This is a genomic window from Pseudomonas atagonensis (genome assembly GCF_011369485.1).
GTDB classification, from domain to species: Bacteria; Pseudomonadota; Gammaproteobacteria; order Pseudomonadales; family Pseudomonadaceae; genus Aquipseudomonas; species Aquipseudomonas atagonensis.
Map to the genome: position 1 here is coordinate 31,614 of NZ_VXCA01000036.1, position 25,972 is coordinate 57,585.

The 25,972-nt window shown below is 55.0% G+C and carries 28 protein-coding genes and 3 pseudogenes; 22 read left to right on the top strand and 9 right to left on the bottom strand.

Annotation, left to right across the window (positions count from 1 at the left end; all coding sequences use genetic code 11):
• The first annotated feature begins 372 nt into the window (after positions 1 to 372).
• From F2P67_RS24490 to F2P67_RS24510, 5 genes are all read left to right on the top strand, one after another.
• A complete protein-coding gene (locus F2P67_RS24490; protein WP_166224864.1) occupies positions 373 to 1,752 on the top strand; it encodes a DUF3696 domain-containing protein in 1,380 nt (459 codons plus the stop codon).
• Positions 1,753 to 2,286 (top strand): hypothetical protein, encoded by a 534-nt coding sequence (locus F2P67_RS24495; RefSeq protein WP_166224867.1) that lies wholly within the window; start codon positions 1,753 to 1,755, stop codon positions 2,284 to 2,286.
• A 98-nt stretch (positions 2,287 to 2,384) separates the two neighbouring features.
• Positions 2,385 to 2,969, top strand: coding sequence for an RNA ligase family protein (locus F2P67_RS24500; protein WP_246226547.1), 585 nt, complete (start codon positions 2,385 to 2,387; stop codon positions 2,967 to 2,969).
• A 299-nt stretch (positions 2,970 to 3,268) separates the two neighbouring features.
• Complete coding sequence (locus F2P67_RS24505) at positions 3,269 to 3,544, top strand: hypothetical protein (RefSeq protein WP_166224873.1); 276 nt, start codon at positions 3,269 to 3,271, stop codon at positions 3,542 to 3,544.
• A 62-nt stretch (positions 3,545 to 3,606) separates the two neighbouring features.
• The gene (locus tag F2P67_RS24510) at positions 3,607 to 3,810 is read left to right on the top strand and encodes a hypothetical protein (protein WP_166224776.1); all 204 of its coding nucleotides are present in this window, start codon (positions 3,607 to 3,609) and stop codon (positions 3,808 to 3,810) included.
• A gap of 371 nt (positions 3,811 to 4,181) precedes the next feature.
• Here the strand turns inward: F2P67_RS24510 and F2P67_RS24515 are convergent, their stop codons facing one another.
• The gene (locus tag F2P67_RS24515; RefSeq protein ID WP_166224876.1) at positions 4,182 to 5,288 is read right to left on the bottom strand and encodes a hypothetical protein; all 1,107 of its coding nucleotides are present in this window, start codon (positions 5,286 to 5,288) and stop codon (positions 4,182 to 4,184) included.
• A 579-nt stretch (positions 5,289 to 5,867) separates the two neighbouring features.
• Here F2P67_RS24515 and F2P67_RS24520 point away from each other — a divergent pair.
• Entirely contained in the window at positions 5,868 to 6,227 is a 360-nt protein-coding gene (locus F2P67_RS24520) for a hypothetical protein (RefSeq protein WP_166224879.1), read from the top strand.
• Between the two features lie 51 nt (positions 6,228 to 6,278).
• Here the strand turns inward: F2P67_RS24520 and umuC are convergent, their stop codons facing one another.
• From umuC to F2P67_RS24535, 3 genes are all read right to left on the bottom strand, one after another.
• Entirely contained in the window at positions 6,279 to 7,556 is a 1,278-nt protein-coding gene (gene umuC / locus F2P67_RS24525; RefSeq protein WP_166224882.1) for a translesion error-prone DNA polymerase V subunit UmuC, read from the bottom strand.
• Positions 7,549 to 7,974: a LexA family protein gene (locus F2P67_RS24530; RefSeq protein WP_166224885.1), complete on the bottom strand. Its 426-nt coding sequence runs from the start codon at positions 7,972 to 7,974 to the stop codon at positions 7,549 to 7,551. The genes umuC and F2P67_RS24530 overlap by 8 nt, the downstream gene beginning before the upstream one ends.
• Positions 7,975 to 8,937: 963 nt before the next feature.
• Positions 8,938 to 9,732, bottom strand: a complete 795-nt coding sequence (locus F2P67_RS24535) for a DNA adenine methylase (protein WP_166224888.1) — start codon at positions 9,730 to 9,732, stop codon at positions 8,938 to 8,940.
• 248 nt (positions 9,733 to 9,980) lie between these two features.
• Between F2P67_RS24535 and F2P67_RS24540 the strand changes: the two genes are divergently transcribed.
• Positions 9,981 to 10,301: a hypothetical protein gene (locus F2P67_RS24540; protein WP_166224891.1), complete on the top strand. Its 321-nt coding sequence runs from the start codon at positions 9,981 to 9,983 to the stop codon at positions 10,299 to 10,301.
• 35 nt (positions 10,302 to 10,336) lie between these two features.
• On the opposite strand, the pseudogene F2P67_RS27835 reads toward F2P67_RS24540, so the two are convergent.
• Positions 10,337 to 10,805, bottom strand: a pseudogene (locus tag F2P67_RS27835) (lysis system spanin subunit).
• On the opposite strand from F2P67_RS27835, the pseudogene F2P67_RS24545 reads away from it, so the two are divergent.
• The 3 genes and pseudogenes from F2P67_RS24545 to F2P67_RS24555 all read left to right on the top strand — a co-directional run.
• A pseudogene (locus tag F2P67_RS24545) lies at positions 10,713 to 10,943 on the top strand (phage tail protein I); the annotation flags it as partial. The pseudogenes F2P67_RS27835 and F2P67_RS24545 overlap by 93 nt on opposite strands.
• The gene (locus F2P67_RS24550) at positions 10,927 to 12,027 is read left to right on the top strand and encodes a tyrosine-type recombinase/integrase (protein ID WP_343045175.1); all 1,101 of its coding nucleotides are present in this window, start codon (positions 10,927 to 10,929) and stop codon (positions 12,025 to 12,027) included. The pseudogene F2P67_RS24545 and the gene F2P67_RS24550, both read left to right, overlap by 17 nt.
• 21 nt (positions 12,028 to 12,048) lie before the next feature.
• Complete coding sequence (locus F2P67_RS24555; protein WP_166224894.1) at positions 12,049 to 12,330, top strand: hypothetical protein; 282 nt, start codon at positions 12,049 to 12,051, stop codon at positions 12,328 to 12,330.
• Between the two features lie 79 nt (positions 12,331 to 12,409).
• Here F2P67_RS24555 and F2P67_RS24560 read toward each other — a convergent pair whose 3' ends face one another.
• On the bottom strand, positions 12,410 to 12,973 hold the full coding sequence (locus tag F2P67_RS24560) for a DUF2442 domain-containing protein (RefSeq protein ID WP_166224897.1): 564 nt from the start codon (positions 12,971 to 12,973) through the stop codon (positions 12,410 to 12,412).
• Positions 12,963 to 13,211 carry a DUF4160 domain-containing protein gene (locus F2P67_RS28145; RefSeq protein WP_166224900.1) on the bottom strand — a complete coding sequence of 83 codons (249 nt, stop codon included), beginning with the start codon at positions 13,209 to 13,211 and terminating at the stop codon, positions 12,963 to 12,965. The genes F2P67_RS24560 and F2P67_RS28145 overlap by 11 nt, the downstream gene beginning before the upstream one ends.
• 228 nt (positions 13,212 to 13,439) lie before the next feature.
• Here F2P67_RS28145 and F2P67_RS27840 point away from each other — a divergent pair.
• The 3 genes and pseudogenes from F2P67_RS27840 to F2P67_RS24575 form a co-directional block, all read left to right on the top strand.
• Positions 13,440 to 13,664, top strand: a pseudogene (locus F2P67_RS27840) (site-specific integrase); the annotation flags it as partial.
• A gap of 22 nt (positions 13,665 to 13,686) precedes the next feature.
• Positions 13,687 to 14,232, top strand: coding sequence for a GTP cyclohydrolase I FolE (gene folE / locus F2P67_RS24570; protein ID WP_010456659.1), 546 nt, complete (start codon positions 13,687 to 13,689; stop codon positions 14,230 to 14,232).
• 102 nt (positions 14,233 to 14,334) lie between these two features.
• Complete coding sequence (locus F2P67_RS24575; RefSeq protein ID WP_166224903.1) at positions 14,335 to 14,706, top strand: glutathione S-transferase N-terminal domain-containing protein; 372 nt, start codon at positions 14,335 to 14,337, stop codon at positions 14,704 to 14,706.
• A gap of 81 nt (positions 14,707 to 14,787) precedes the next feature.
• Here F2P67_RS24575 and F2P67_RS24580 read toward each other — a convergent pair whose 3' ends face one another.
• Positions 14,788 to 15,954, bottom strand: coding sequence for an aminotransferase-like domain-containing protein (locus tag F2P67_RS24580; protein WP_166224906.1), 1,167 nt, complete (start codon positions 15,952 to 15,954; stop codon positions 14,788 to 14,790).
• 82 nt (positions 15,955 to 16,036) lie between these two features.
• On the opposite strand from F2P67_RS24580, the gene F2P67_RS24585 reads away from it, so the two are divergent.
• From F2P67_RS24585 to F2P67_RS24595, 3 genes are all read left to right on the top strand, one after another.
• Positions 16,037 to 16,483: a MarR family winged helix-turn-helix transcriptional regulator gene (locus F2P67_RS24585; RefSeq protein ID WP_166224909.1), complete on the top strand. Its 447-nt coding sequence runs from the start codon at positions 16,037 to 16,039 to the stop codon at positions 16,481 to 16,483.
• Positions 16,484 to 16,773: 290 nt separating this feature from the next.
• Positions 16,774 to 18,123, top strand: coding sequence for a solute carrier family 23 protein (locus F2P67_RS24590; RefSeq protein WP_166224912.1), 1,350 nt, complete (start codon positions 16,774 to 16,776; stop codon positions 18,121 to 18,123).
• Between the two features lie 90 nt (positions 18,124 to 18,213).
• Positions 18,214 to 18,840 (top strand): LysE family translocator, encoded by a 627-nt coding sequence (locus F2P67_RS24595; RefSeq protein ID WP_166224915.1) that lies wholly within the window; start codon positions 18,214 to 18,216, stop codon positions 18,838 to 18,840.
• Between the two features lie 192 nt (positions 18,841 to 19,032).
• On the opposite strand, the gene uraH is transcribed toward F2P67_RS24595, so the two are convergent.
• Positions 19,033 to 19,386 (bottom strand): hydroxyisourate hydrolase, encoded by a 354-nt coding sequence (gene uraH, locus F2P67_RS24600; protein WP_011333195.1) that lies wholly within the window; start codon positions 19,384 to 19,386, stop codon positions 19,033 to 19,035.
• 431 nt (positions 19,387 to 19,817) lie between these two features.
• On the opposite strand from uraH, the gene puuE reads away from it, so the two are divergent.
• From puuE to F2P67_RS24630, 6 genes are all read left to right on the top strand, one after another.
• Positions 19,818 to 20,744 (top strand): allantoinase PuuE, encoded by a 927-nt coding sequence (puuE, locus tag F2P67_RS24605; RefSeq protein ID WP_166224918.1) that lies wholly within the window; start codon positions 19,818 to 19,820, stop codon positions 20,742 to 20,744.
• Positions 20,741 to 21,256 (top strand): 2-oxo-4-hydroxy-4-carboxy-5-ureidoimidazoline decarboxylase, encoded by a 516-nt coding sequence (uraD, locus tag F2P67_RS24610; RefSeq protein WP_166224921.1) that lies wholly within the window; start codon positions 20,741 to 20,743, stop codon positions 21,254 to 21,256. The genes puuE and uraD overlap by 4 nt, the downstream gene beginning before the upstream one ends.
• Before the next feature lie 87 nt (positions 21,257 to 21,343).
• Positions 21,344 to 22,339 (top strand): allantoicase, encoded by a 996-nt coding sequence (gene alc, locus F2P67_RS24615; RefSeq protein ID WP_105709327.1) that lies wholly within the window; start codon positions 21,344 to 21,346, stop codon positions 22,337 to 22,339.
• Positions 22,340 to 22,475: 136 nt separating this feature from the next.
• Positions 22,476 to 22,979, top strand: coding sequence for an ureidoglycolate lyase (locus tag F2P67_RS24620; protein WP_007960648.1), 504 nt, complete (start codon positions 22,476 to 22,478; stop codon positions 22,977 to 22,979).
• A gap of 51 nt (positions 22,980 to 23,030) precedes the next feature.
• The gene (locus F2P67_RS24625; RefSeq protein WP_166224924.1) at positions 23,031 to 24,344 is read left to right on the top strand and encodes a urate hydroxylase PuuD; all 1,314 of its coding nucleotides are present in this window, start codon (positions 23,031 to 23,033) and stop codon (positions 24,342 to 24,344) included.
• Between the two features lie 168 nt (positions 24,345 to 24,512).
• Positions 24,513 to 25,871 carry a nucleobase:cation symporter-2 family protein gene (locus F2P67_RS24630; protein ID WP_166224927.1) on the top strand — a complete coding sequence of 453 codons (1,359 nt, stop codon included), beginning with the start codon at positions 24,513 to 24,515 and terminating at the stop codon, positions 25,869 to 25,871.
• Positions 25,872 to 25,972 lie beyond the last annotated feature (101 nt).

Genomic DNA, 25,972 nt, shown 5'->3' on the forward strand with positions numbered 1-25,972 from the left:
CAGGGTCGTGTCCGCCACCGTACCCTTGCCCTTTGCGAAAATCCCCACAGGTAGTTTCATGTCCCTGGAACAGAATTACACCGCCATGTGTAGGGGGGCTAGTTAAGTAGCTAGCGGTAATGAAATCAGGGCGTTAGCGCCGAAGGAAACTCCCAACCTCGCACCAAAACGCGCCGATTGGTACGAGAAATTCAACTTCAGGAAACCCCGCAACGACCAAATCGTGCGGGTTTTTTCACTTACGGTTTAAACTCCGAAAAGTACCCAGGTATTTAACCGCCCTGTCATTGTCCATATCAAGGAGTATCGCCATACTACGGTGCGGTACGGTGCTGTCATATAACGGCCAACCAGTAAAAAAAGGAGCTTCCTGTGCTGACCGAGTTACGAGTACAAAATTTCAAAGCCTGGAGGGATACCGGTAAAATCCGTCTCGCCCCCCTTACCGTAATTTTCGGAACGAATAGCTCGGGAAAATCCAGCCTAGGCCACCTTCTCCTAGCACTAAAACAAACTGTCCAAATGGCGGACCGCAAACGCGCATTTCAGCTGGGAGATGATCACTCTCTAATAGACCTTGGCACGTTTGCGGACTGCCTCCATGGCCATGACTTATCCCGAGAGTTAGAGTTCACTCTACGCTGGAAATTACCTCGCTCCATCACTGTTAAAAATGCCTCGATTCACGGGGAAGTATATACCGGAAATGAACTTTCGTTATCAGCGGCGTTAATATCGGACCGTTCCGGACAACCGCAAACTAAGGAAATTCGCTATACCTTACTCCAGGAAGGCGAAAAAGCTCTTGATGTCGTTCACGCCGGTTCAGGCTCCCGCGGAAGCCTTGAATGCTTCCCTCTGCGTTTAATGCATGCAAGTGGTAGGAAATGGCCAGCAGAACCGCCCGAGAAGTTCTACCGATTCGCTGACCGTACATTACTACGCTATCAAAACGCTGATTTCTTGGCTGACTTCGCATTGGAAACTGAACGTGTTCTAGATGCTCTTTATTATTTAGGTCCATTGCGCAGTCCCGCCAAAAGAGTCTATCAGTGGTCTGGCGATACTCCTCCTGATGTTGGTGCTCAGGGAGAGTCAAGCATCGCAGCATTATTAGCAGCGACCGAGCAAAATCGAGGACTTAACCGCGGCTATAGGAAACATCGGCAACGCTTTGATACCTTCATTGCCAGTTGGTTGGTTGATCTAGGAATCATCAAAGAATTTCGTGTTAAGCCTGTAGCAAAAGGACGGAAAGAGTACGAAGTTTTGGTGCGCACTTACGCCGACTCGCCTGAGGTTAAATTAACCGATGTAGGTTTTGGGGTATCCCAAGTATTGCCCGCACTAGTCCAGGCTTTTTACTGCCCACCCGGCTCTACGCTTTGGATGGAACAACCAGAAATTCATCTTCACCCAATGGCTCAATCTAATCTGGCTGACGCTATGATTAGCGCGGTTCAGTCATATGAAAACGGACAACCTCGCGGAACTCAGCTGATAATAGAAACGCATTCAGAGCACTTCCTTAATCGCCTGCAGCGTCGCATAGCTGAACGAGCAATATCCACCGAAGAAATAGCGGTATATTTCGCAAAAAATAAAAAGGGCGGAGCTGAACTAGAAGAGCTGAAGCTAGATGAATCAGGCGAAATACTCAATTGGCCTGAAAATTTCTTTGGCGACGAAATGGGTGACATAGTAGCTCGGACACTTGCAGCGATTCAGAATTCAAACTCAGGAGAGAAGTGAATGTCTGTAACTGTCATAGATACCAATGTGCTTCTGGTGGCGAATGGTAGCCACGACGACGTCTCAGAAGCATGCCGGACAGAGTGCATCAACCAGCTCAGAGCTCAACAAAAATCCGTAACCGTGATTGATGACAAAGGAAGAATACTGCGCGAGTATCAGAATAAAACACAGCCTAACCAACCTAAAGGAGTAGGCGACGTTTTTCTAAAATGGCTTTTGCAGAACCAACGCAACACAAAATATGTTCACCAAGTGACTATCACTGAAGGCGATGACAACTCTTTCCTTGAGTTTCCTTGCGAGGCTTTACAAGCTGTATTCGATCCGCCAGATCGTAAGTTTGCTGCGGTAGCCAATGCACATCCTAATAAGCCTGTAATTTGGCAAGCCGCAGATTGTAAGTGGTTAGATTGGTGGGAGGCTTTGGATCGCACGGGTATAAAGGTTAAATTCTTGTGTTCAGACGATGTATGCCGATTTTATAATAATAAATTCCCGACTAAACAGCAACCTACATTGCCTTCACCATGAGTGAATTTTTTCGATTCCCACACACCCCTCACTTGAAGTGGCTCGCAGCGGGATCCGCTCGCGGGGACAAAATCTTAAGTCCGACTGAGGTCGACTTTTTGATTGAAAATAGCGTAATAGTAGAAGAAAAAGTTGATGGCGCAAATCTGGGAATTTCATTAAAACCTGACGGGAAACTCCAAGTACAGAATCGCGGACAATACCTCTCCCCCCCGTTCTCAGGCCAATTCTCACGCTTGAAGGCGTGGCTAGCACAACATGATGAAAAATTACGCACAGCCTTAATTCCCGGCCAAATAATTTTCGGTGAATGGTGTGCCGCCAAACATTCGTTGAATTACACGAAGCTCCCTGACTGGCTCCTTGTATTTGATGTATTTGATCATGAGCAGAATAAATTCTGGAGTTGCTCTAAGCGCGACAAATTAGCTTTAGCACTCGGACTACAGACCGTCCCGCGTATTTTTACTGGAAAAGTGAGCATTGATCAGCTAATAGACTTAGTGAAGAACCAAGGCAGCCACTATCGCTCCGGTCAATTAGAAGGAATCATCATAAGACGCGACTCGGAAGAATGGTGCGAATCAAGAGCAAAACTTGTTCGCTCCGATTTCACCCAATCGATTGAAGATCACTGGCGAAAAAAAAATATTGAATGGAACAAAGTAAAACCAAATCAATAAAAATTTAGCGTGCTTAATAGTGTTTCCATTGGATAGCGCGCCCCTAAATTACGTTACCTTCTCCAATGATGGAGTGGGTGCAGTAAACCACCCTCCCCCCGATTTGATTGGTTTAGATCGCGAGCCAGCGATGCGTTGTAGCAATTTTTAAGCATTCGACAGCCGCTGCCTACCCAGTGCATTACCGGTACTAGACATCTGACCAGGTAATTGGGAATGTATTGCTCCAAATCATCGTTTACTTCGCTTGATTCACGGAACAGACGACCAGCGCTGCCTAACTGAAAGGAATCTTCCACATGAACCGTCCCAATAAAGCTCCCGTTGCCGTTCTGGAGCCACTGACCTTTACCCTGCAAGGCGACGACCTGAAACACCTAAACGATTACCGCGAGGCGGTGTATTTGAGTGCGCTCGAAAACTACCCAGAAGAGGCGAAGAGCGGCAATGGATCGGTGATCCACCAGGAGCGTTGCCGGCAGCGAGTTGATGCAGCCAAACGCGCCTTGGCGGAGATCCTCAGCAGCAAGGCCGACGAGCAGCTGGGCGCTCCATCACGACTTCAGTCCGACTAAGCAACCCACGCCCGGCCTACTACACTGAGTCGCTCCACGCGTAAAGAGCAAGATCAATACAGATGAGTGAAGCCGTAGAAGTGGTGCAGGTGGCAGGTACCAGCAATGCCAATAAGATACTGTCCGATGGTTGGACGCTACTGGCATTTGTACCTAGTGCGAACAATGCCGGCCAACCGCATGTGGCTTATGTGCTGGGCAAGGGTGAGGCGGCACCGGAAAAGGAAAATGTCGGGTTGATGCCGCCAGCGCGGCTGCGCAAGTGAGAACGCGTTACCAATAACGCTGTTTAGGTTCAACAGGTCTCCACACTTTGCCCAATTGGGAGCCTATTTTTTGAGTCATGGAAGCCACAACAGGTGGCGGGTGGCTCACCATTACCTAACGGTCTGGAAATTGCTACGCCGATCTCACGGAAACGGGAACAGGGTTTACGTTTTACTCCTATTAGGGCTTGACCCAACGTCGGCGTGTTGGGCCAGTTCCAAGGTCAGCCACCGAACACGCTGGCACTGATTAAATGGATAGGGATTCGAACCCCTTTCGTTGTCGCCACAGGCCGCTTAAGGCCAACAAAAACGGGAATTTCCGCTCGTTCCTTTGTCGTCAAGCGGCCTATTGCGGTCTCAAACTTGCCCTAAACATCATTATGAATTCGCTCGCGGTCTAGATCTGAAGTAATACGCGCCAATGGCTTCAGTACATCCTGAAGCGCAGCTATCGCCGAAGGCTTCATTGCGTCTCGAATCGCAGCCATCGACGAAGGCTTCATTGCGTCTCGAATCGCAGCCATCGACGAAGGCTTCATTGCGTCTTGAATCGCAGCCATCGCGGCCGAAGGCTTCATTGCGTCTTGAATCGCAGCCATCGATGAAAGCTTCATTGCGTCTCGAATCGCAGCCATCGATGAAGGCTTCATTGCGTCTCGAATCGCAGCCTTCGATGAAGGCTTCATTGCGTCTCGAATCGCAGCCATCGATGAAGGCTTCATTGCGTCTCGAATCGCAGCCATCGACGAAGGCTTCATTGCGTCTTGAATCGCAGCCATCGATGTAAGCTTCATTGCATCTTGAATCACAGCCATCGATGTAAGCTTCATTGCGTCTTGAATCGCAGCCATCGCGGCCGAAGGCTTCATTGCATCTTGAATCACAGCCATCGATGTAAGCTTCATTGCGTCTTGAATCGCAGCCATCGCGGCCGAAGGCTTCATTGCGTCTTGAATCGCCGCAATATGTACCATTGACTTCATTGCATCCTGAAGCGATTCCAGCTCCGCCAATGGCATTACCGTAGCCCGGCGAATAGCGTCCAAAGTTGGTCTGGGTGATATGCCGAGGCTTGGCAAAAGCCCAGGCGGGTTCACACGATCCTCTCGCATTAGCGGCTGATGAATTGTGCGAGCTGTGACGCGGAACGCGTCAAGATGAATGAGTCCCAGTGCGGCCGCAACATGCTCCGCTTTATCAGACGACACACCCCAGTAGAGCGATATACGCAGTGAAATTGGCGCAATAAATTGCTCTATTACCAGCGATTGCCCGGAATAAGCGGGTCCATTAAGTTTGGCCTGCGAGCGCAACTCTTCGTATCCGCCATATCCGAGGATTTGAGCAAAGGCTTGCTGCGCGAAAGAACGCTTTGGCTTAACAGACTGATAGGGATGGTGCTTACTAAGCTTGGAAATGGAGCTATTGATGCGACCGCTATCAAAGTCGGCCGATGTAACGGGAATACGAATCATAAAACACCTCATACAGGGGCACAGAGTTCGTACAGCAGCTGGCGAGCCGTGGTGCACCTGACTAGGGTCAAGTTTCGTATCAAAAGAATGGGTATCGCGATTGAAGCAGGTTGGTCTCGTATCCTAGGAATTCGCGCAAGGCCAGCAGCACCGAACGAGACCAGTCCGGCTTAGCTGAAAGCATAAAGATCCAAAAAATATTGTCAAGCTAAACAAAAGACGTCCTAGTTGTCGTAGCTCCCAGGCCACAGCTTCCCAAGCTGATAACGAGGGGTCGATTCCCTTCACCCGCTTCACTATTTTCAAGGCCTCCAGCCTACCAATCGTCTTCAAGGTGTCTGTTCCTACTTTTTTGTAGACTCTAGACAACTTGCAACAGACACCAGCACCTAGACACTCGCCCCACCGATGCATCCCCCCTCAGCGCCCTCAACCTCTTCTCACAACTGATTGTGCTCGACAGCTCTGACCCTATTTCAGGAGCACACCCAGATTGTGCTGTAGTCGTTCACTTGGCCCACTGGAACCAGATAAAGTCGGCATCCAATCAGTTCAAGGCATCGCGAGGCCAGCCATCCTATGAGACGACTATTTTCAGATATTAAATTTCTTTTTGCTGTCAGCTCGTTGATTGTGATTGCGTCTGCTGCCGCCAGCATTTGGTCAAATCATTGGCATTGGTTCGGCCGGTCAGGGGCAATCCTTACAATTGCCGGCCTATTGCTTACCTTCCGCCCATTGGTACGCATGGGGCTCCCCGAATGGCTGAAAAGCCAATCGATTATCGACTGTGGCCATCTCGCACCAACTGAGGCTGAAGCCGAAGCTGATCGCCAAACACAAATTGACGGTACTGCATCCAAGTGGGGCGTGACCATGGCGATTGCTGGCACGTTGGTCTGGGCGTACGGAGACCTCATTGGCGGCCTACCGCAGTGATGCTCTACAACGCTCAATTACGCAGCAAACTGCCTATAGAGCATCACAGCATTATTTGCATCCAACCTTCAAAAGCTGATCCAGCCTCGTTGTATAGCTCTGACTCATCATCTCGCGCCGCATGACCCAATCAGGATTGATGGGCACAGCCGCAGACCGCAGCGTCCCCCTGCCCCACCTTTCGTTGATCTTATCCAGCACCGTCATCAGGCTCGTCGCTTCGGTGGACTGGGTGATGGCGAACAAGTCCTCGGTGAATTGACCTGGCTGGCAAAGATTAACAAGCATCACTTCCGCCTTGCTGTATTTGAATCCCGGCCGGAACACATGCTCGACAGTGTTGACGGCGGCCTTGGTCAGCAGACGCACATCAGCGGTGGGATATGGCAGTTCGATCAGGACGCCGTTTGCGTACTTAGCCTCGTCGGGATTGAACGTGCCAGTGCGAATGCTGACGCGAATCTTCTTGCACAGCGAATTCTGGGCACGCAGCTTTTCCGAAGCGCGCATCACATAAGTGGCGACGGCCTCCTTGATCGGTGCAAGCTCTGTGAGACGCTTGCCGAACATCCGGCTGCAGCAGATCTCCTGCTTTGGCGGATTCGGCTCGTCCAACTCCAGGCATGCGGTGCCAGCTAACTCTCGGGCGGTTTTCTCGATCACCACGCTGAAGTTTTTCCGTAGCGTCCAGGCATCTGCCTTGGCCAGATCCATCGCAGTCTTGATGCCCATGCCTTCCAGGTGCAGCTTCATGCGCCGCCCTACTCCCCAGACCTCGGCAACGTCCTTGTTGCGTAACACCCAGTCGCGCTTGATCGGGTCGCAGATGTTCACGACGCCCCCGGTTTGCGCCTGCAGGCGTTTGGCGGTGTGGTTGGCCAGCTTTGCCAGGGTCTTGGTGTGCGCGATGCCGACGCCGACCGGGATACCCGTGCATCGCAGCACCTGGCTGCGGATCCTGCGGCCGAGGCCGTCCACGTCGTTGATGCCGGTGAGGTCGACGAAGGCTTCGTCGATGCTGTACACCTCGACGGCCGGCACCATCGACTCGATCAATGTCATGACGCGTTCACTCATGTCGCCATACAGCGCGTAGTTCGAGGAGAACGGGACGATGCCGTGCTGCTTGAGCTTGTATTTGATCTGGAAGTACGGCTCGCCCATTTTCACGTAGGGCTTGGCGTCGTAGCTGCGGGCGATGACGCAGCCGTCGTTGTTCGACAGCACCACAATGGGCACTTTGGCCAGGTCTGGTCGGAACACGCGCTCACAACTGGCGTAGAAGCTGTTGCAATCGATCAGGCCGAATACCGGCAGCGACTTAGACATGGCTGCGCACGCTACTGGTGACGACACCCCAGATCGCCAGTTCGTCACCTTCAAGGACATATCGTGACGGGTACTTGGGGTTTTCCGACATCAGGATGACTTCCCTACCACGAAGGCACAGGCGCTTGCAGACGGGTTCATTGTTCAGGAGCGCGATGACGATGTGACCGTGGGCGGGCTCAATTGATCGGTCGACAATGGCAAGGTCTCCCTCATATATCCCGGCGCCCTGCATGCTTTCACCGGTGAGCGACACCAGGTAGAAATGTGGCGCACGGATGTTCAGTACTTCATCCAACGAGATCTGCGCTTCGATGTGATCTGCTGCCGGCGAGGGAAAGCCTGCCGGAACGCGGAAGAGACACAGAGGCACCTTCGAGCCGCCCTCACTGATGGGACCGAGAATTGAGTAATTCATGACGCACGACTTCCAATACTGTACGAGTATACAGTTAACTTTCTGAAAGCCTTGAGGTCAATTCTTGTAGGAGATATCTGACAGGCGGGCTGATCATGGACGGACAGCCGCACGCTCAGACGTTTTCTGATAGCGATCCAACATCCGATACCCTTCCTAGATTTCGAATTCCTATGTGGAGCGCCGGTTCCCAACGCTGAATTTAGCTTGCGCTTTCACGATAGCTTTTCCGGCACAATAACCAACGTCGAATTTGACTACGGCGTCCACGTTAGCTTCCCGACCTCAGTTCCCAACGTCGAATTTAGCTACCGAATTCACGATAGCTTTCCAATCTCAATTCCCAACATCGGATTTAACTACCGAATTCACGATAGCTTTCCAATCTCAATTCCCAACATCGGATTTAACTACCGAGTTCACGATAGCTTTCCAAGCTCAGTTCCCAACATCGGATTTAACTACCGATTTCACGATAGCTATTTCAATCTCAATTCCCAACATCGGATTTAACTACCGATTTCACGATAGCTTTCCAAGCTCAATTCCTAACATCGGATTTAGCTACCAATTTCATGATAGCTTTTCCAAACTCAATTCCAATAATAGGATTTGATAAAATCTCGCACTAGCCTGAGCCCTTTACCGCCGAACCAAAACAGCCGAAAAGCGTTGATATACAAGGGCTACAGGCAACATGACACGATCAACACTCGCCCGACACATGAGGTATGAGCAATTTTTTCGGAAAGTAGCACCATCACATATTGACGCAGTTATTTATCTAGCCGTACTGTTAGCAACAGTTACAGAGAACTTCCTTCCTCAAGCACCGCCACAACAACGGCGCGTACCTCTGCGAGTATTTAAAATGATAAATGCACTGCTGATTGTTGCGTACATCAAAACCATCAACCTTATTACTCTTATTCTTACGTTGTATGCAGGCGGGCAGCTCTGGGGCTAGAACAGGCCGCACAGCATTGCCGGCTCCCAATTCATGATCACCAGCTCGCCGCTGACGTCGGCCTTCCCCTGGCGCTGATTAGTAGTGGTGTAGCGGATGTCCAGAGTCTCGAAATGGAAGCCTTCGAACACACGGCGGATATCGGGATGATCGTTGATGCTGACCATCACTTTGCCTTTGCAGCGGCGCATGAAGTCGGCCATTCGCTCGTAGTTCTCGAATGGAAAGTCCATGCCATAGCCGGTGGTCTGCCAATAAGGCGGATCCATGTAGTGGAAGGTGTGGGCACGGTCGTAGCGTTCTGCGCATTCAAGCCATGGGAGATTTTCGACGTAGGTGCCGGACAGGCGCTGCCACGCGGCCGAGAGGTTTTCCTCGATGCGCAGCAGGTTGATGGCCGGTGCGTTGGTCGCCGTGCCGAACGTCTGCCCCGAGACCTTGCCGGCGAAGGCATGATGCTGCAGGTAGAAGAATCGTGCGGCGCGCTGGATGTCGGTGAGGGTTTCGGGGCGGGTCATCTTCTGCCATTCAAACACTCGCCGCGAACTGAGCGCCCATTTGAACTGGCACACGAACTCTTCGAGGTGGTTCTGCACGACGCGGTAAAGCGTGACCAGGTCGCCGTTGATGTCGTTGAGGACTTCCACGGGCGATGGCTGGGGCTTCATGAAGTACAGCGCGGCACCGCCGGCAAAGACTTCGACGTAGCATTCGTGAGGCGGAAAAAGCGGAATGAGGCGGTCGGCCAGGCGGCGTTTGCCGCCCATCCAAGGGATGATGGGTGTGGACATAAAAAGCAAGACCTTTACTGTATGGATAAACAGGTGCTAGGCTCGCCGCGCTTTGTGCACGGAGCAAGAGCCTTGGCAGGACTTGCAGGGACAATCTGCAGGGACGGCGGTCGATCCAGATGTTGGCGCATCCGGACCGGCCGCTCTTTTCTTTACGGTCAGAGGACTATGTATAGGCGCTCGCAAGTGATGATGGCCGATAGCCACGTACTGGAGTAACCTTTGCGCCTTTCACAAGGAGTGCAATTATGAGCAAGAAAATTGTGCTGGCAGCTTTTCTGTCTGCCAGCTGTAGCGGTGTAGCGATGGCCGAAAGCCCCAAAGCCTACTTAGTACCAGGCTCACATGATCGTGATTTTGGCGTTGTCTGCCAGATCAACGGCAATGAAACATTTTCTGTAAAACAGAACCAGCGCAACAACGACTACCGGGTAGCGAGAGATATCTATCTCACTGATATCAGTGCTGGACGGGTAGTGATCAGTCTGAAGCGTGGATTCGTTTCGGCTGATAAATACACTACTTACGTGACGGCTACCGGAGAGTCGTGCGAGACCTTCAGCATTTAATTTCGATGGAGGCGCGGGTCAATCACCCGTCGCCTTTATTTTCTAGAATTGAACTCTTTCACATACGACTGACACGCAGCCAATGCAATTAGTCCTCGGTCGCCATCGTCGGTGATGCCGACAATTCGTTGAGCATGCGCTGGGTCAAGTTCGGCTCTTGTGGGGCCATGAACCACGCTGCCGGTGGTGGCCGGAGGTTGGCACCGATCCGTTGCCGGCACCAGTGGTGGCGTTGAGTAGGACTGACAGGCGCAGATCAGAAGTGGCAAGACGGTCACGCAGGCGATCTTGATTATGTTGGACATCGGTCAAGGCTCGGTAATGGGTTTGTTCGCTGGTGGCCAGGCGCTGCTCGAGCGCGAGGCGTTTGTCTTGTTCGTCGCGCTGTTGTGCGACCGAGGCCAGAGCCAGTTGGTTGAGGGTTTCAGTGTGGAGGCGACATTTGCCGAGACCACGTTGATTCCGCTGCGCACGTTGTACAACCCCGACACCTGTCCGGTGCATCTGCTACCACATCTAGCTTGGGCCTGGTCGGTCGACCGCTGGGATCCGGAGTGGCCGGAATCGGTCAAGCGCGCCGCGATCAAGGCCTCGTTCTATATCCACAAGCACAAGGGCACCATCGGTGCTTTACGTCGGGTATCCCCAAACGCCGAAGGGAATTAAGGCTGCCGCCGACCTACGCGCTAACGTAACCAGCCTGATCAAGCATGGCGTATTGGATGATCAGCGCTACGCCGAACTGTTCCCCAACTCCACCTATGCCAACTACTCGGCGACTCCCCGTTTCGGGGAGTATGCCCAGGAGTGGCTCGACAGCAGAGAGATCGTGGCCGGGACGCGCAAGAATTACCTCGGCTCGCTCAATCTGTACTGGATGCCATATCTGGCAATGCTCCCCATCGACAGCATCACATCGGTGATGCTGCGCAAGGTAGTAGCCAATACTGAATGGGCGACACCGGGCGTGAAGCGCGCGGCGATCCAGCGTCTGACCACGGTGTTCGGTACGGCAGTGAAAGACGGTCTGATTACCCGTAACCCGGTGGAGTCTATTGAGCTGCCGGTGAAGGCCAAGAAACCCATCGATCCCTTCACCGTGGGTGAGGCCAACCAAATTATCGATCACCTATATAAGACGCTGATCCATTCGATGCGGATCTACGCGGCGTACTTTGAGTTCGCCTTCTACACCGGCATGCGCCCCAGCGAGATCGCGGCGCTTCGCTGGGAAGAGGTGGACAAAGAAAAGCGCCTCGTGAATGTGTGTCGAATCGTCGCGGATTACAAAATCGAGGAGCGAACCAAAACCCGCAACGAACGCCAAGTCATGCTCAACAGTCGCGCACTCCACGCCATTGAGCAGGCCAAACTAGTGGCTAAACAACGTGCTTTGCAGAGCCGCCGCAAACGTTCAGAATCGCCCTATGTGTTTCCGCCAACCAAGAACTTCGAGTTCATTCAGCAATCGAGCGTGACTGATAAACACTTTCAGGTTGCCCTAACCGAATTGGGCATTCGCCCCCGACGGCAATACAACTGCCGGCACACTTACGCTACCATGTGTTTGATGTCGGGTATGAACCCCGCATTTATCGCCAATCAGCTCGGACACAGCGTTCAAATTCTCCTCTCCACTTACGCCAAATGGATAAACTCCAGTATTGACTGGAGAGAACTTGGAAAGCTTGAAAGTACTATTGACGGTGAACTGACTAAATCTTGATTACGGAAGGGAATCAATAAAATGCCGTTAACACTTGATCAGCAAATAGTCCTGGAAAATGACAAAAAAAATCTGGAAATCAGGACAGCCAAATTAACTCTAGACTTTACACAACTAACAAAATTAATAGAGTTAATTGAAAGCATCCCTAATGAAATTCCGAAAAACGATATCGATTGTGCTAATTGGTGGGCCGACAACAAACTGTGGGGCGTTCTGGTTGAGGCACGAGAATCAATCAAAAGTGAAATTATGAGCGACGCATTAGAATCCATCGCAAGGGATCGTGCAGCAGGCCGTTAAGTGCTCGCTTAATCACCTGAACTGACAGCCGCGATATCAGAAGGCTGTCAGTTCAAAAAAACTAATCTGAATATTACATTTATCTTTTTTTTACTTTTGGGGGCGTACCTGGACGCCGGGCTGCAACCTTCAGGTCTTCATCAAAAGCCATAACAACGTCGCCTTTGGTTTGTTTCAATATCCTATAAGCCCTGATAACTGCGCGCCGTTCTATAGCCTTATTTCTTTCCTTAACAGTTTCTTTTTTGGCCAGTTGCTTCATCTTCAACTGGATAGCACGACGTTGGTCTTCTGATCGTACTTTTTCAATTCGCTCAGGATGGCCGGCCATCCAAACAGGGCTTCCCATAACACCTTGAAGAAGCCCTGAAATTAAGATATCAGCATCCAATTTCGGAAAGTAAAGACCGAGACCCGAGGGACTAATTTCAATCTCACTCAGATCCGACACATCACTTTCATGAAGCTCTTGAATAAGTCCTAATGGGACATTCAACTCGATCCCAGCGTAAAGCTTTACTAACAATTTACGTGAAAAATGATCTACACGAGCACCTACCGCATAAAGACCAAGTGACCTCAGCTGCTGGATGCCGCCATTTGCAGGTAGTGAAGAGGTTTCGACATCATGGTCATTGCCCATAGAAATCACTCCATTCTTTGCAATATTTTGCGACCGCCTTTGATACCAGCTTACCAAGCTGGTTAGCTTCGTGGGATGCCATGTTGTGAGGCTTATCCCTCAATGTTGCTGGACCGCCAGGACAATTCAATAAGAAAACTGCCTCACTATTGCTGTTAGTCACATGGACATGTGCTGGAGCATGATCATTTGAGTAATAAAAAACTCGATACCCGTCTATTTTGTCTATTGTAGGCATGCTCACCGCTATCCATTTCTGTTCAGTACAGTATAGCTTATCATCGCTTCTATACGTCTATCGATGAAACGCGCATGGCGGATATGACAATGTCACCGTACGCTCCTGAGCGGCACCTTCACCGCGCCACTTCATCGTTTCTCCAGCAAGTCAATGCTACACGTCGGTTAGGATATTTTTGGCCAAAAGCTCCATTCATCTGAGTTTTCGCCGTTTGACGTGGAGTTTCGCTTCCACCGGCAATACAACTGCCGACACACATACGCTACCATGTGCCTCATGGCGGGTATGAACCCTGCGTTTATTGCCACTCAGCTCGGTCATAGCGTTCAGATGTTGCTATCGACGTACGCCCGATGGATAAACTCCAGCACCGACTGGGGTGAACTCGGTAAGCTCGAAAACAGCTTGATTGGTACAAAATTGGTACAGACAGAAACAGTACCCCTCTGAAACCCTTATGGAATCAGCCCCTGTGACACTGGAACAAAACTACACCGCGATTCTCGGCCAACTGGGCGAGGACGTGTCCCGCGAGGGCCTGCTCGACACGCCAAAGCGTGCCGCCAAAGCCATGCAGTACCTCTGCCGCGGTTATGAACAGACGCTCGAAGAGGTCACCAACGGTGCCCTGTTCAGCTCCGACAACAGCGAAATGGTGCTGGTCAAGGACATCGAGCTGTACTCGTTGTGCGAACACCACCTGCTGCCGTTCATCGGCAAGGCCCACGTTGCTTACATCCCGAGCGGTAAAGTGCTGGGCCTGTCGAAGGTCGCGCGCATTGTCGACATGTATGCACGCCGCCTGCAGATTCAGGAAAACCTCAGCCGCCAGATCGCCGACGCCGTTCAGCAAGTCACCGGTGCACTGGGCGTGGCCGTGGTGATCGAGGCCAAGCACATGTGCATGATGATGCGCGGTGTCGAGAAGCAGAATTCGTCAATGATCACTTCGGTGATGCTCGGTGAGTTCCGCGAAAACGCGGCGACTCGCAGCGAGTTCCTCAGCCTGATCAAGTAACTCGCAACAGAAAAAAACCGGCGTTGATCGCCGGTTTTTTTTCGTCCGTGAAAAATCGGGTAAGCTGCGCGCCTTCTTCAATGTCCCTGTGAGGCTTGTAACGTGTTCGTCAAAGCGCTTCGTGTCGGCCTCGGCCAACTGATCATCTTCATCGACTTTCTGACCCGCCCGGGCAAGAAAAAACGCCCCGCCGCTGCTCAGGCTCAAGTGGACGCTGCGGCGAAGGATCTGACGCTATATCAGTTCCACGCCTGCCCGTTCTGCGTGAAAACCCGCCGCACCCTGCGCCGCCTGAATGTGCCGGTGGCGCTGAAGGACGCGAAGAACAACGTGCAGGATCGCCAGACGCTGCTGGAACAGGGTGGCCGGATCAAGGTGCCGTGCCTGCGTATCGAAGAGAATGGTCAGACGACCTGGATGTATGAGTCCAAGGTGATCATTGATTATCTGGATAAGCGTTTCGCTGCGGTCTGATCTTGATGGGATGTCGACTCAGCTCAGACACCGCAAACTCCAGACAAAAATAAACCGGCCCTTTAGCCGGTTTATTGGTTTTCAGGCCGCCAAAGCCGCCTGTTTCTGGCGCACCACCGCCGCCAGTCGCTTTAGCCCTTCACTCAGTCGCGCCGGATCGATATGGCTGAAATTCAAGCGGAGATGCCCGAGGTTTTGATCTGGCTCGGGGAAGAACGGCTCACCCGGCATGAACGCCACATCGTTGGCCAACGCTTCGTTGAGCAGCGTCCGCGTATCCAGGGGTTGTTTCAACGTCAGCCAGAAAAACAGCCCGCCTTGGGGCACATTCCAGTCGGCCAGATCGGCGAAGTGGGTTTCCAGCGCCGCTTGAAAGGCGTCGCGGCGCTGCCGATAGAACCCGCGCAACTCACTCAAGTGCTGCTGATATTTCTCGCTGCCGATCCACTGCAGTGCCTGCCACTGACCGATGCGGTTGGTGTGCAAATCTGCGGATTGCTTGAGCTTGAGCAGGTGCGGGAACAGATCCGGGCTGGCGATCAGGTAGCCGACGCGCAAACCCGGCAGCAAGGTTTTCGACACGGTGCCGGTGTAGATCCAGCTGGCTTTTTTCAGGCGTCCGGCAATCGGTTTGGCGCTGCCGCCGTCGAACGTCAGCTCGCGGTACGGTTCGTCTTCAATCAACGTGACGCCGAATTCGTCGAGCAGCGCCGCGACGGCTGCGCGTTTTTCCTCGCTGTAGCGCACGGCGGACGGGTTCTGGAACGTCGGAATCAAATAGATGAACGCTGGACGATGCTGCTCCAGGCGACTACGCAATTGCGCCAGGTTCGGGCCATCGGACTCTTGCGGCACGGTCAGACAATCGGCGCCGAACAGCTGGAAGATCTGCAACGCCGCCAGATAAGTAGGCGCTTCCAGCAAGATCTCGGTGCCTTTGTCGATGTACAGCTTGGCGGCCAGATCGAGGGTTTGCTGAGATCCGCTGACCACCAGTACCTGACTCGCCTCGCAGGCCAGCCCCAGCGCCCTCGCCTCTGCGGCCAGCGCTTCACGCAATGCCGGTTCACCTTCGCTCATGCCGTACTGGCCGAGGGACAGCGGCAGGTCGGCCCATTCGACTTTCGGCAGCATGGCTTCGGCCGGCAGACCACCGGCGAACGACATCACCTCCGGGCGCTGGGCGGCGGCGAGGATTTCACGAATCAAAGAACTTTTAAGGCGCGAGACACGTTCGGAAAAAGCCATGGTGGTCACCGGTAGCGAGGCGTGTGGAATATGAGTCAAACTTGTTGACTGAAATTACGACAACCCGACTGGAAACGTCAACATGCTTGACCTTAAAAACCCTGCAAGCCAACAACAGGCCATGGAAGCGTTTTTCTTCGGCTATCAGGCATTCACCGCCAAGGCTGACGAAATGCTCGAGCGCCGCGGCCTCTCGCGGGTGCATCAGCGCATTGTGTTTTTCATCGCGCGTTACCCGAATCTCAGCGTGAAGGAATTGCTCGCACTGCTCGGTGTGAGCAAACAGGCGCTGAACATGCCGCTGCGGCAGTTGCAGGAAATGCATCTGGTCGACAGCGTGGCGTCGCTGACTGACAAGCGTAAGCGGCTGCTGGAGTTGACGGCAGAAGGCGCGAAGTTTGAGCAAGCGTTGCGGCGTGAGCAGGTGAAGTTGCTGGAGCGGGTGTTTGCCGAAGCCGGGGAAGCAGCGGTGAATGGCTGGCTGGCGGTGAATCTGGCGCTGGGGAACAGTCAGGCGCATCTCGATTGACCTGGCCGGCCTCTTCGGGAGCAAGCCCCCTCCCACATTTGAAATGCGGTCACTGTGGGAGGAGGTTTACTCCCGAAAGGGCCGGAACGGGCGATATATCCCTATCGCCGGAACTTTCGTAAACAAAACCAAAAACAATATTTGCTTTATTTGTACACAAAAGCATAATCCACTGCGTGCGAGTTCCTGACCGCATGGTCAACAAATTCGCGTATGCCTCAAAGGGCTGCTGCCACCCCTCATGGGTCCGGCCCTGGAAATAACAATAAAACTCTTGAGGAGTACTCGCTGTGGAAAGCCGCAAATCCGAAGCATCGACGCTGGAACTCTCGCCGCCATTACGCAATGGCTTGCTGGAGCGCATCTTTAAACTCAGCTTGCATGGCACCACGGTGAAGACCGAGTTGATTGCCGGTCTGACAACCTTCATCACCATGGCCTACATCATCTTCGTCAACCCCAACATCATGGCCGATGCCGGGATTGACCACGGTGCAGCGTTCGTCGCCACCTGTATCGCCGCCGCGCTGGGCTGCCTGTTGATGGGCCTTTACGCCAACTGGCCGGTGGGTCTGGCACCGGGCATGGGCCTTAACGCCTTCTTTACCTACACAGTGGTCGGCACCATGGGCTACAACTGGGAAACCGCGCTCGGTGCGGTATTCGTTTCCGGTGTGCTGTTCATGATCCTGACCTTTTCGCGGATTCGCGAATGGCTGCTCAACAGTATTCCGGTCAGCCTGCGCTTTGCGATGGGTGCCGGTGTCGGTCTGTTCCTCGGTCTGATTGGCCTGAAAACCGCCGGCATCGTCGTTGACAGCCCGGCCACTCTGATCAAACTCGGTTCCCTGCGCGAACCCGGGCCGCTGCTCGCCGCCGTGTGCTTCCTGATGATTGCGATCCTCAGCTACCACCGCGTGTTCGGGGCGATCCTCATCAGCATCATCACCGTGACCCTTGCCGGTTGGGGTCTGGGCCTCGTTCACTACGAAGGCATCATGTCTGCGCCGCCAAGCCTGGCACCGACCTGGATGGCAATGAACGTGGCCGGCGTATTCAACGTCAGCATGATCAGCGTGGTACTCGCCTTCCTCTTTGTGCACATGTTCGACACCGCCGGAACCCTGATGGGCGTTGCTCAACGCGCCAATCTGGTCGGCGCTGACGGTCGCATCGAAAACCTTTCCCGCGCGATGAAAGCCGACAGTGCTTCCAGCGTATTTGGCGCCGTGGTGGGCGTGCCGCCTGTCACAAGCTATGTAGAAAGTGCTGCCGGTGTGGCCGCTGGTGGTCGGACTGGTCTTACCGCCGTCACCGTAGGTGTGCTATTTATAGCCGCGATGTTTTTCGCTCCGCTGGCCGGCATGATTCCCGCCTACGCCACCGCCGGTGCACTGATTTATGTAGCGATGCTGATGATGGGTGGTATGGCCCACATCGAATGGGACGAAGCGACCGACAGCATTCCGGCGATCGTTACCGCAATCATGATGCCGCTGACCTTCTCGGTCGCCGACGGCATCGCGCTGGGCTTCATCACCTACGTGGCACTGAAGGCCGGCACCGGCAAGTACAAAGAGATTTCCGTCAGCCTGTGGGTGCTCTGCGCGATCTTCATCGCCAAGTTCATCTTCTTGTAAGCGTTACGCGGTTCAAGCTTCAAAACAGCCTCACCCCATCGGGTGGGGCTTTTGCACATTCTCAATACCCATAAAAAAAGGAGGAAAGTGATGAGTCTGGAAACCTGGCTGCTGTTCAGCGGCGCTGCGCTGGTGGTGATCCTGATTCCGGGGCCGCTGTCATTGCTGATGATCAGCAACAGTCTGAATTACGGTTTGCGCCGTTCTTACCCGGCGTTTCTCGGCGGCGTGATTGCCTCGATCTGCCTGCTCAGTGCTTCGGCGCTGGGGCTGGGCGCGTTGTTGCTGGCGTCGGAGCAACTGTTCAGTGCCTTGAAAATCGTCGGTGCGCTGTATCTGTTCTACCTCGCGTGGCAGAGCTGGCAGCAATCGCGTCAGCCCTCGGTAGGTGCCGAAGTACCGCAGGCGGCGCCGGTGCCGCGCTTTCGCACCCTGTTCGGCCGAGCCTTCGTGCTGGGCGCGAGCAACCCGAAAGACATTCTGTTCTTCGCCGCATTTCTGCCGCAGTTCCTCACCGCGCAGCAGCCGTTCCTGCCGCAATTGCTGATCATGATTGCGACCTGGGTGGTGCTCGATCTGTGCTGCAAGCTTGCTTACGGCCTGGGCGCACACGGCGCGGCGCGGTATCTGCGCAGTGGCAAGGGGCAGAGCTGGTTTAACCGGGTGAGTGCCGGGTTGTTCAGTGGTGCTGGCGCTGCATCTTTGTTGAGTCGCTAAGAGCAAAAGCTTCGCGAGCAAGCCCACTCCCACAGGGTGTACACATTCCAGAGTGGGAGCGGGCTTGCTCGCGAAGGCGTCAGATCAGGCAACACTTTTCCAAAGGCAAAAAAAAGCCCGCAGTGTGGGCGGGCGAAAGACCAAAGAAGCTATATGCGCAGTCGCTTCCCGGTGGGGGCAGCTGCTTGGGGGTCAGCTGCCCCGGTACGTGGAATAGCTGTAAGGCGAGATCAGCAAAGGCACGTGGTAGTGATCCTGTTCTGCAGAGATGCCGAAACGCAGCACCACCACATCCAGAAACGCCGGCTCAGGCAGCTGAACCCCACGGGCGCGGTAGTAATCGCCCGCATGGAACTGAACCTGATAAACCCCGGTGCGATAATCATCGCCTTGCAGCAGCGGCGCATCGACCCGGCCATCGCTGTTGGTAAGCGCACTGGCGACCAATTCCAGGTGCGAACCTTCAACGCGGTACAGCTCGACCTTGATCGAACTGCCCGGGCAACCGTGTGCAGCGTCCAAAACGTGTGTTGTCAAACGTCCCATTGATTCTGCGCGCCTGCCTGCGTGGAAGCAGTCAGACTTCGCGCCTCCCGAAGTCAGTTGAAAAGGAGACCGCACCGATTCGGAGCACGAAAAGCTGCGGCGAGCGACTGATTAAGACACTTTTCAAAAAAATTGTACACAATAAAAACGACATTTTTCACATCACCCCCGCCATCCGGGCCTTTACCCGCGTTTTGCCAGCAACACGCCAGTTCATTGAACCTCGCATCCATTAGCTGACTGGTCAGGCAGGTTTCTTGCAGGCTCACGCCAATAACAGCAAAAGATGACAGTCGGTGAAAAATGCGAAAATTCAGGCTTACAAATCGACAATAAAGTTGTATACAATCAGCCCATCGCTGTGACACCAGCCTGTCTTCTCACCGTCAGGCCGCCACACAATCTGTCAACGAATAAGAAGGAAGACTGCAGTGAGCGCTGACTACCCACGCGACCTGATCGGTTACGGCAGTAACCCTCCTCACCCACACTGGCCGGGCAATGCTCGTATCGCCCTGTCCTTCGTGCTCAATTACGAAGAGGGCGGCGAGCGCAACATTCTGCACGGTGACAAAGAATCGGAAGCGTTCCTCTCGGAAATGGTTGCCGCCCAGCCGCTGCAAGGCGCGCGCAACATGAGCATGGAATCGCTTTACGAGTATGGCAGCCGTGCCGGCGTCTGGCGGATCCTGAAACTGTTCAAGGAATTCGACATTCCGCTGACCATCTTCGCCGTCGCCATGGCCGCCCAGCGCCACCCGGATGTGATCCGCGCGATGGTCGAAGCTGGCCACGAGATCTGCAGCCACGGCTACCGCTGGATCGACTACCAGTACATGGACGAAGCGCAGGAACGCGAGCACATGCTCGAAGCGATCCGCGTCCTCACCGAACTCACCGGCGAGCGCCCGCTGGGCTGGTACACCGGTCGCACCGGCCCGAACACCCGTCGCCTGGTGATGGAAGAAGGCGGTTTCCTCTACGACTGCGACACCTACGACGACGACCTGCCCTACTGGGAACCGAATAACCCGACCGGCAAGCCGCATCTGGTGATCCCGTACACCCTCGACACCAACGACATGCGCTTCACGCAAGTGCAGGGTTTCAACAAAGGTGACGACTTCTTCGAATACCTCAAAGATGCGTTCGACGTGCTTTACGCCGAAGGTGCCGAAGCGCCGAAAATGCTTTCGATCGGTCTGCACTGCCGCCTGATCGGCCGCCCGGGTCGCCTCGCCTCGCTCAAGCGCTTCATCGAATACGCCAAAAGTCATGAACAGGTGTGGTTCAGCCGTCGCGTCGACATCGCGCGTCACTGGCACGAAACCCACCCGTACCAAGGGGCCGCCAAATGAGCCGCTTTCAAACCCTGCAACCGTCGACCCTGAGCCGCGACGCCTTCGTCAAAGCCTTTGCCGATATCTACGAACATTCGCCATGGGTAGCCGAAAAGGCCTACGACCTGGGCGCAGACGCCTCAATCGACGAGATCGAAACCCTGCACCAGCGCATGAGCGACATCCTGTTGAGCGCCGATCACGCCAGTCAGCTGGCACTGATCAACGCTCACCCGGACCTGGCCGGCAAAGCAGCCGTCCAGGGCGAGTTGACCGAAGCCAGCACCAATGAACAGGCTGGCGCCGGTATTCACCAATGCACGGCCGAAGAGTTCCAGCGCTTCACCGAGCTGAACGACGCCTACAAAGCCAAGTTCAAGTTTCCCTTCATCATGGCGGTAAAAGGCAGCAACCGGCATCAGATCCTCGCGGCGTTCGAAACGCGCATTCACAACTCGGTCGACACCGAATTCAAATGCGCGCTGGCGGAGATCAACAAGATCGCCCTGTTCCGTTTACTGACTCTTTAGCAAGCCTGGCCCGAGCATGTCAGACGCGGAGAATGCCCAGGGCCTCGCAAGCATCCCCAGCCACTTATTTAAAGGCAGACAAGAAGAATGAAAGCTTACGCCGTACCTTTCGAAAAATTCGTCAACTTGGCCGATGCCCGTCTGGGCACCAAAATCATCTCGGTCACCGATGACTGGTTCGCAGACGCCAATCGTCTGTTCCAACCGACCCCGGCCGTATGGAAGGAGGGCGTGTTCGATGACAACGGCAAGTGGATGGACGGCTGGGAATCGCGCCGCAAGCGCTTCGAAGGCTTCGACAGCGCAGTGATCCGTCTGGGCGTACCGGGTTCGATCAAAGGCGTGGACATCGACACTTCATTCTTCACCGGCAACTTCCCGCCATCGGCCTCGCTGGAAGCGTGTTTCCTGGCGTCGGGCGAGCCGGACGAAAACACCCAGTGGACTGAAGTGCTGTCGGCCGTCGAGCTGCAGGGCAACAGCCACCACTACCACGAAATCAGCAACGACAAGGCTTTCAGCCACCTGCGCTTCAACATCTACCCGGACGGTGGTGTGGCCCGCCTGCGCGTCTACGGCATTCCGTTCCGCGACTGGTCGGCTGTTGGCGATAACGAGCAAGTCGATCTGGCAGCAGCCCTGAATGGTGGCCGCGCCCTCGCCTGCTCCGACGAACACTTCGGCCGCATGAGCAACATCCTCAACCCGGGCCGTGGCATCAACATGGGCGACGGCTGGGAAACTGCACGTCGTCGCACCCCGGGCAATGACTGGGTCATCGTCGCGCTGGGTCACCCGGGCGAGATCGAGAAGATCGTCGTCGACACCCTGCACTTCAAAGGTAACTACCCGGACACCTGCTCGATCCAGGGCGCGTTCGTCAAGGGCGGTACTGACAGCCAGATCGAAACCCAGTCGCTGTTCTGGCGCGATCTGCTGCCAAGCCAGAAGCTGGAAATGCACGCCGAACACACCTTCGTCGAGCAGATCAAGGCACTGGGCCCGATCACCCACATCCGTCTGAACGTGTTCCCGGACGGTGGTGTGAGCCGCCTGCGCGTTCTCGGCAAGGTCGCGAAGTAACACCCGATCGTTCCCACGCTCTGCGTGGGAATGCATACCGTGACGCTCCGCGTCACAGTGGACGCGGAGCGTCCATGGCAGCGTTCCCACGCAGAGCGTGGGAACGATCAATTTTCAAGAGATTAAGAAGAGCAGCATGCGCACACTACAGATTGAACCGCTGACCAAAGAAGCCTTCGCCCCTTTCGGTGACGTGATCGAAACCGACGGCAGCGATCACTTCATGATCAACAACGGTTCGACCATGCGCTTCCACAAACTGGCGACGGTCGAAACCGCGACGCCTGAGGACAACGCGATCATCAGCATCTTCCGCGCCGACGCGCAGGACATGCCGCTGACCGTGAGCATGCTGGAACGCCATCCGCTGGGCAGCCAGGCTTTCATTCCGCTGCTCGGCAACCCCTTTCTGATCGTGGTCGCGCCACTTGGCGATGAACCTGTATCAGGCTTGGTCCGCGCCTTCGTCACCAACGGCAGGCAGGGCATCAATTACCATCGCGGCGTCTGGCACCATCCGGTGCTGACGATCGAAAAGCGGGATGACTTCCTGGTGGTTGATCGCAGTGGCACAGGCAATAACTGCGATGAGCATTTTTTCAAAGAGGATGAGCGTTTGATCCTCGCCCCCCACCAATAAGAGAAGGTCTGATCACTCGACAACAAGAGTGACAGGCGAGAGGTAAAGACTGTGGAAGCACATCTGTTGGAATGGCTGAACCTGAGCGTGCGCTGGGTTCACATGATCACTGGCGTGGCCTGGATCGGCGCGTCGTTCTACTTCGTCTGGCTGGAGAACAACCTCAACCGCGTCAACCCGAAAACCGGTCTTGCCGGTGATCTGTGGGCGATCCACGGTGGCGGTATCTATCACCTGGAAAAATACAAACTGGCCCCGCCGTCGATGCCGGAGAACCTGCACTGGTTCAAATGGGAAGCCTACTTCACCTGGATGTCGGGTATCGCGCTGCTGTGCGTGGTGTTCTACTCCAACCCCGTGCTCTACCTCGTGGCACCCGGCAGCGGCCTGACCGGCCCTGAAGGCGTGGCCATCGGCATCGGTTCGCTGATCGCCGGCTGGTTCATCTACGACTTCCTCTGCGATTCGCCACTGGGCAAGAAACCCGCCCTGCTCGGCTTCATCCTGTTCGTGCTGATCATCGGCGCGGCGTATGGCTTCAGCAAAGTGTTCAGTGGTCGTGGTGCGTACCTGCACGTCGGCGCGATCATCGGCACCATCATGGTCGGCAACGTGTTCCGCATCATCATGCCGGCACAGCGTGCACTGGTCGCGGCGATTGCCGAGAACCGCACGCCGGATCCGGCGCTGCCAGCCAAAGGCCTGCTGCGTTCGCGTCACAACAACTACTTCACCCTGCCGGTGCTGTTCATCATGATCAGCAACCACTTCCCGAGCACGTATGGCAGCCAGTACAACTGGTTGATCCTGGCCGGGATCGCGGTGTTGGCGGTGTTGGTGCGTCACTACTTCAACACCCGTCACGACAGCCACAAGTTTGCCTGGACTCTGCCAGTGGCAGCGGTAGGCATGATCAGTCTGGCGTACGTCACCGGTCCTGCGCCGATGTCGACCACTCCGGACGTGGCCAAAGCGCCTGCGAAAATCGAGTACCAACCGCTGCCGGAAACGGCACTGGGCGGTGGCGCGAAACCGGCTGAAGCCGCCGCACCCGCAGCACCGACCACCCCTGCAGCTGCACCGGCGCAAGCGTCGAACGCAGGCCCTGCGTTCGACAAGGTGCACAACGTTATCCAGGAACGCTGCGCGGTCTGCCATTCGGCCAAACCGACCAGCCCGTTGTTCAGCGCGGCGCCCGCCGGTGTGATGTTCGACACCCCCGAGCAGATCCGTCAGAACGCGGCGCGGATTCAGGCGCAAGCCATCACCACGCAGATCATGCCACTGGGCAACATCACTCAGATGACCCAGCAGGAACGTGACCTGATCGGTGCATGGATCGCGCAGGGAGCCCAGACCAACTAAGCAGTAAAAGCATCGCTGGCAAGCCAGCTCCCACAGGGTTTTGCACTGCCTGTGTGGGAGTTGGCTTGCCAGCGATTAGCCGCAACGCGGTTTACCTGATGCAAAAGGACAGCTGTGAGCAACCCGGCAGCTGTTCAATCACAAGAATAAAAAGATCCGAGGTGTTGCATGTCCGAGCTGTCCAAAGCGCGCATCCCCGACGCACCCGCCATTCAGCGTTTGCCCCTTTTGCAACTGATCCTGGTCGGTTTGCAACATGTTCTGCTGATGTACGGTGGTGCCATCGCGGTGCCGCTGATCATCGGACAGGCCGCTGGCCTGAGTCGTGAAGAAATCGCCTTCCTGATCAACGCCGACCTGCTGGTCGCCGGTGTCGCCACCATCGTGCAATCGATGGGTATCGGCCCGATGGGCATCCGCATGCCGGTGATGATGGGCGCCAGTTTTGCCGCGGTCGGCAGCATGGTCGCCATGGCCGGCATGCCCGGTATCGGTCTGCAAGGCATCTTCGGCGCCACCATTGCCGCCGGTTTCTTCGGCATGATCATCGCGCCGTTCATGTCCAAGGTCGTGCGTTTTTTCCCGCCGCTGGTGACCGGCACGGTCATCACCTCGATCGGTTTGTCGCTGTTCCCCGTGGCCGTGAATTGGGCCGGTGGCGGTGCCGCCGCTGCACAATTCGGTTCACCGATTTATCTGGCCATCGCCGCACTGGTGTTGGGCACCATTCTGTTGATCCACCGCTTCATGCGCGGATTCTGGGTGAACATTTCCGTCCTCATCGGCATGTGTTTTGGCTACTTGCTCTGCGGTGCAATCGGCATGGTCGATCTGAGCGGTATGGCCAACGCGCCATGGGTTCAGTTCGTCACCCCGCTGCACTTTGGCATGCCGAAATTCGAACTCGCGCCGATCCTGTCGATGTGTCTGGTGGTGGTGATTATTTTCGTCGAGTCCACCGGGATGTTTCTCGCGCTGGGCAAAATTACCGGGCAGGAAGTCTGCCCGCGCATGTTGCGTCGCGGCTTGCTGTGCGATGCCGGCGCTTCCTTCGTTGCCGGTTTCTTCAACACCTTCACCCACTCCTCTTTCGCACAGAACATCGGCCTGGTGCAGATGACCGGCGTGCGCTGCCGCTCAGTGACCATCGTCGCCGGCGGTTTGCTGATCGTCCTGAGCCTGCTGCCGAAAGCGGCGTTTTTGGTGGCTTCGATTCCACCGGCGGTATTGGGCGGTGCGGCGATTGCGATGTTCGGCATGGTCGCGGCGACCGGCATCAAAATCCTGCAGGAAGCCGACATCGGTGACCGGCGCAATCAATTGCTGGTGGCAGTGAGCATCGGCATGGGCCTGATCCCGGTGGTGCGTCCGGAGTTCTTCGCGCACTTGCCGCTGTGGATGAGCCCGATTACCCACAGCGGCATCGCCATGGCCACGCTCAGTGCGCTGACGCTGAACCTGCTGTTCAACATCCTTGGCGGCGCCGAGCGCGCCGCGATCAACGACTGCCACGCACACCAGCATTAACCGCAACACCGAAAAGCCCTGTGTAGGAGTGAGCCTGCTCGCGATTGCGTCATCAGCCCTGACACCAGTGTTGACGGATTCACCGCTATCGCGAGCAGGCT

Coding starts and splice junctions, on each gene's coding strand:
- F2P67_RS24580 (WP_166224906.1), bottom strand. CDS start 15,954: ATGGCTTTTTCCGAACGTGTCTCGCGCCTTAAAAGTTCTTTGATTCGT.
- F2P67_RS24530 (WP_166224885.1), bottom strand. CDS start 7,974: ATGAATTACTCAATTCTCGGTCCCATCAGTGAGGGCGGCTCGAAGGTG.
- F2P67_RS24555 (WP_166224894.1), top strand. CDS start 12,049: ATGCCGTTAACACTTGATCAGCAAATAGTCCTGGAAAATGACAAAAAA.
- F2P67_RS24535 (WP_166224888.1), bottom strand. CDS start 9,732: ATGTCCACACCCATCATCCCTTGGATGGGCGGCAAACGCCGCCTGGCC.
- F2P67_RS24520 (WP_166224879.1), top strand. CDS start 5,868: ATGAGACGACTATTTTCAGATATTAAATTTCTTTTTGCTGTCAGCTCG.
- F2P67_RS24505 (WP_166224873.1), top strand. CDS start 3,269: ATGAACCGTCCCAATAAAGCTCCCGTTGCCGTTCTGGAGCCACTGACC.
- F2P67_RS24515 (WP_166224876.1), bottom strand. CDS start 5,288: ATGATTCGTATTCCCGTTACATCGGCCGACTTTGATAGCGGTCGCATC.
- F2P67_RS24620 (WP_007960648.1), top strand. CDS start 22,476: ATGCGCACACTACAGATTGAACCGCTGACCAAAGAAGCCTTCGCCCCT.
- F2P67_RS24560 (WP_166224897.1), bottom strand. CDS start 12,973: ATGGGCAATGACCATGATGTCGAAACCTCTTCACTACCTGCAAATGGC.
- F2P67_RS24540 (WP_166224891.1), top strand. CDS start 9,981: ATGAGCAAGAAAATTGTGCTGGCAGCTTTTCTGTCTGCCAGCTGTAGC.
- F2P67_RS28145 (WP_166224900.1), bottom strand. CDS start 13,211: ATGCCTACAATAGACAAAATAGACGGGTATCGAGTTTTTTATTACTCA.
- uraH (WP_011333195.1), bottom strand. CDS start 19,386: ATGGGACGTTTGACAACACACGTTTTGGACGCTGCACACGGTTGCCCG.
- F2P67_RS24585 (WP_166224909.1), top strand. CDS start 16,037: ATGCTTGACCTTAAAAACCCTGCAAGCCAACAACAGGCCATGGAAGCG.
- alc (WP_105709327.1), top strand. CDS start 21,344: ATGAAAGCTTACGCCGTACCTTTCGAAAAATTCGTCAACTTGGCCGAT.
- F2P67_RS24495 (WP_166224867.1), top strand. CDS start 1,753: ATGTCTGTAACTGTCATAGATACCAATGTGCTTCTGGTGGCGAATGGT.
- umuC (WP_166224882.1), bottom strand. CDS start 7,556: ATGTCTAAGTCGCTGCCGGTATTCGGCCTGATCGATTGCAACAGCTTC.
- F2P67_RS24630 (WP_166224927.1), top strand. CDS start 24,513: ATGTCCGAGCTGTCCAAAGCGCGCATCCCCGACGCACCCGCCATTCAG.
- F2P67_RS24510 (WP_166224776.1), top strand. CDS start 3,607: ATGAGTGAAGCCGTAGAAGTGGTGCAGGTGGCAGGTACCAGCAATGCC.
- uraD (WP_166224921.1), top strand. CDS start 20,741: ATGAGCCGCTTTCAAACCCTGCAACCGTCGACCCTGAGCCGCGACGCC.
- F2P67_RS24595 (WP_166224915.1), top strand. CDS start 18,214: ATGAGTCTGGAAACCTGGCTGCTGTTCAGCGGCGCTGCGCTGGTGGTG.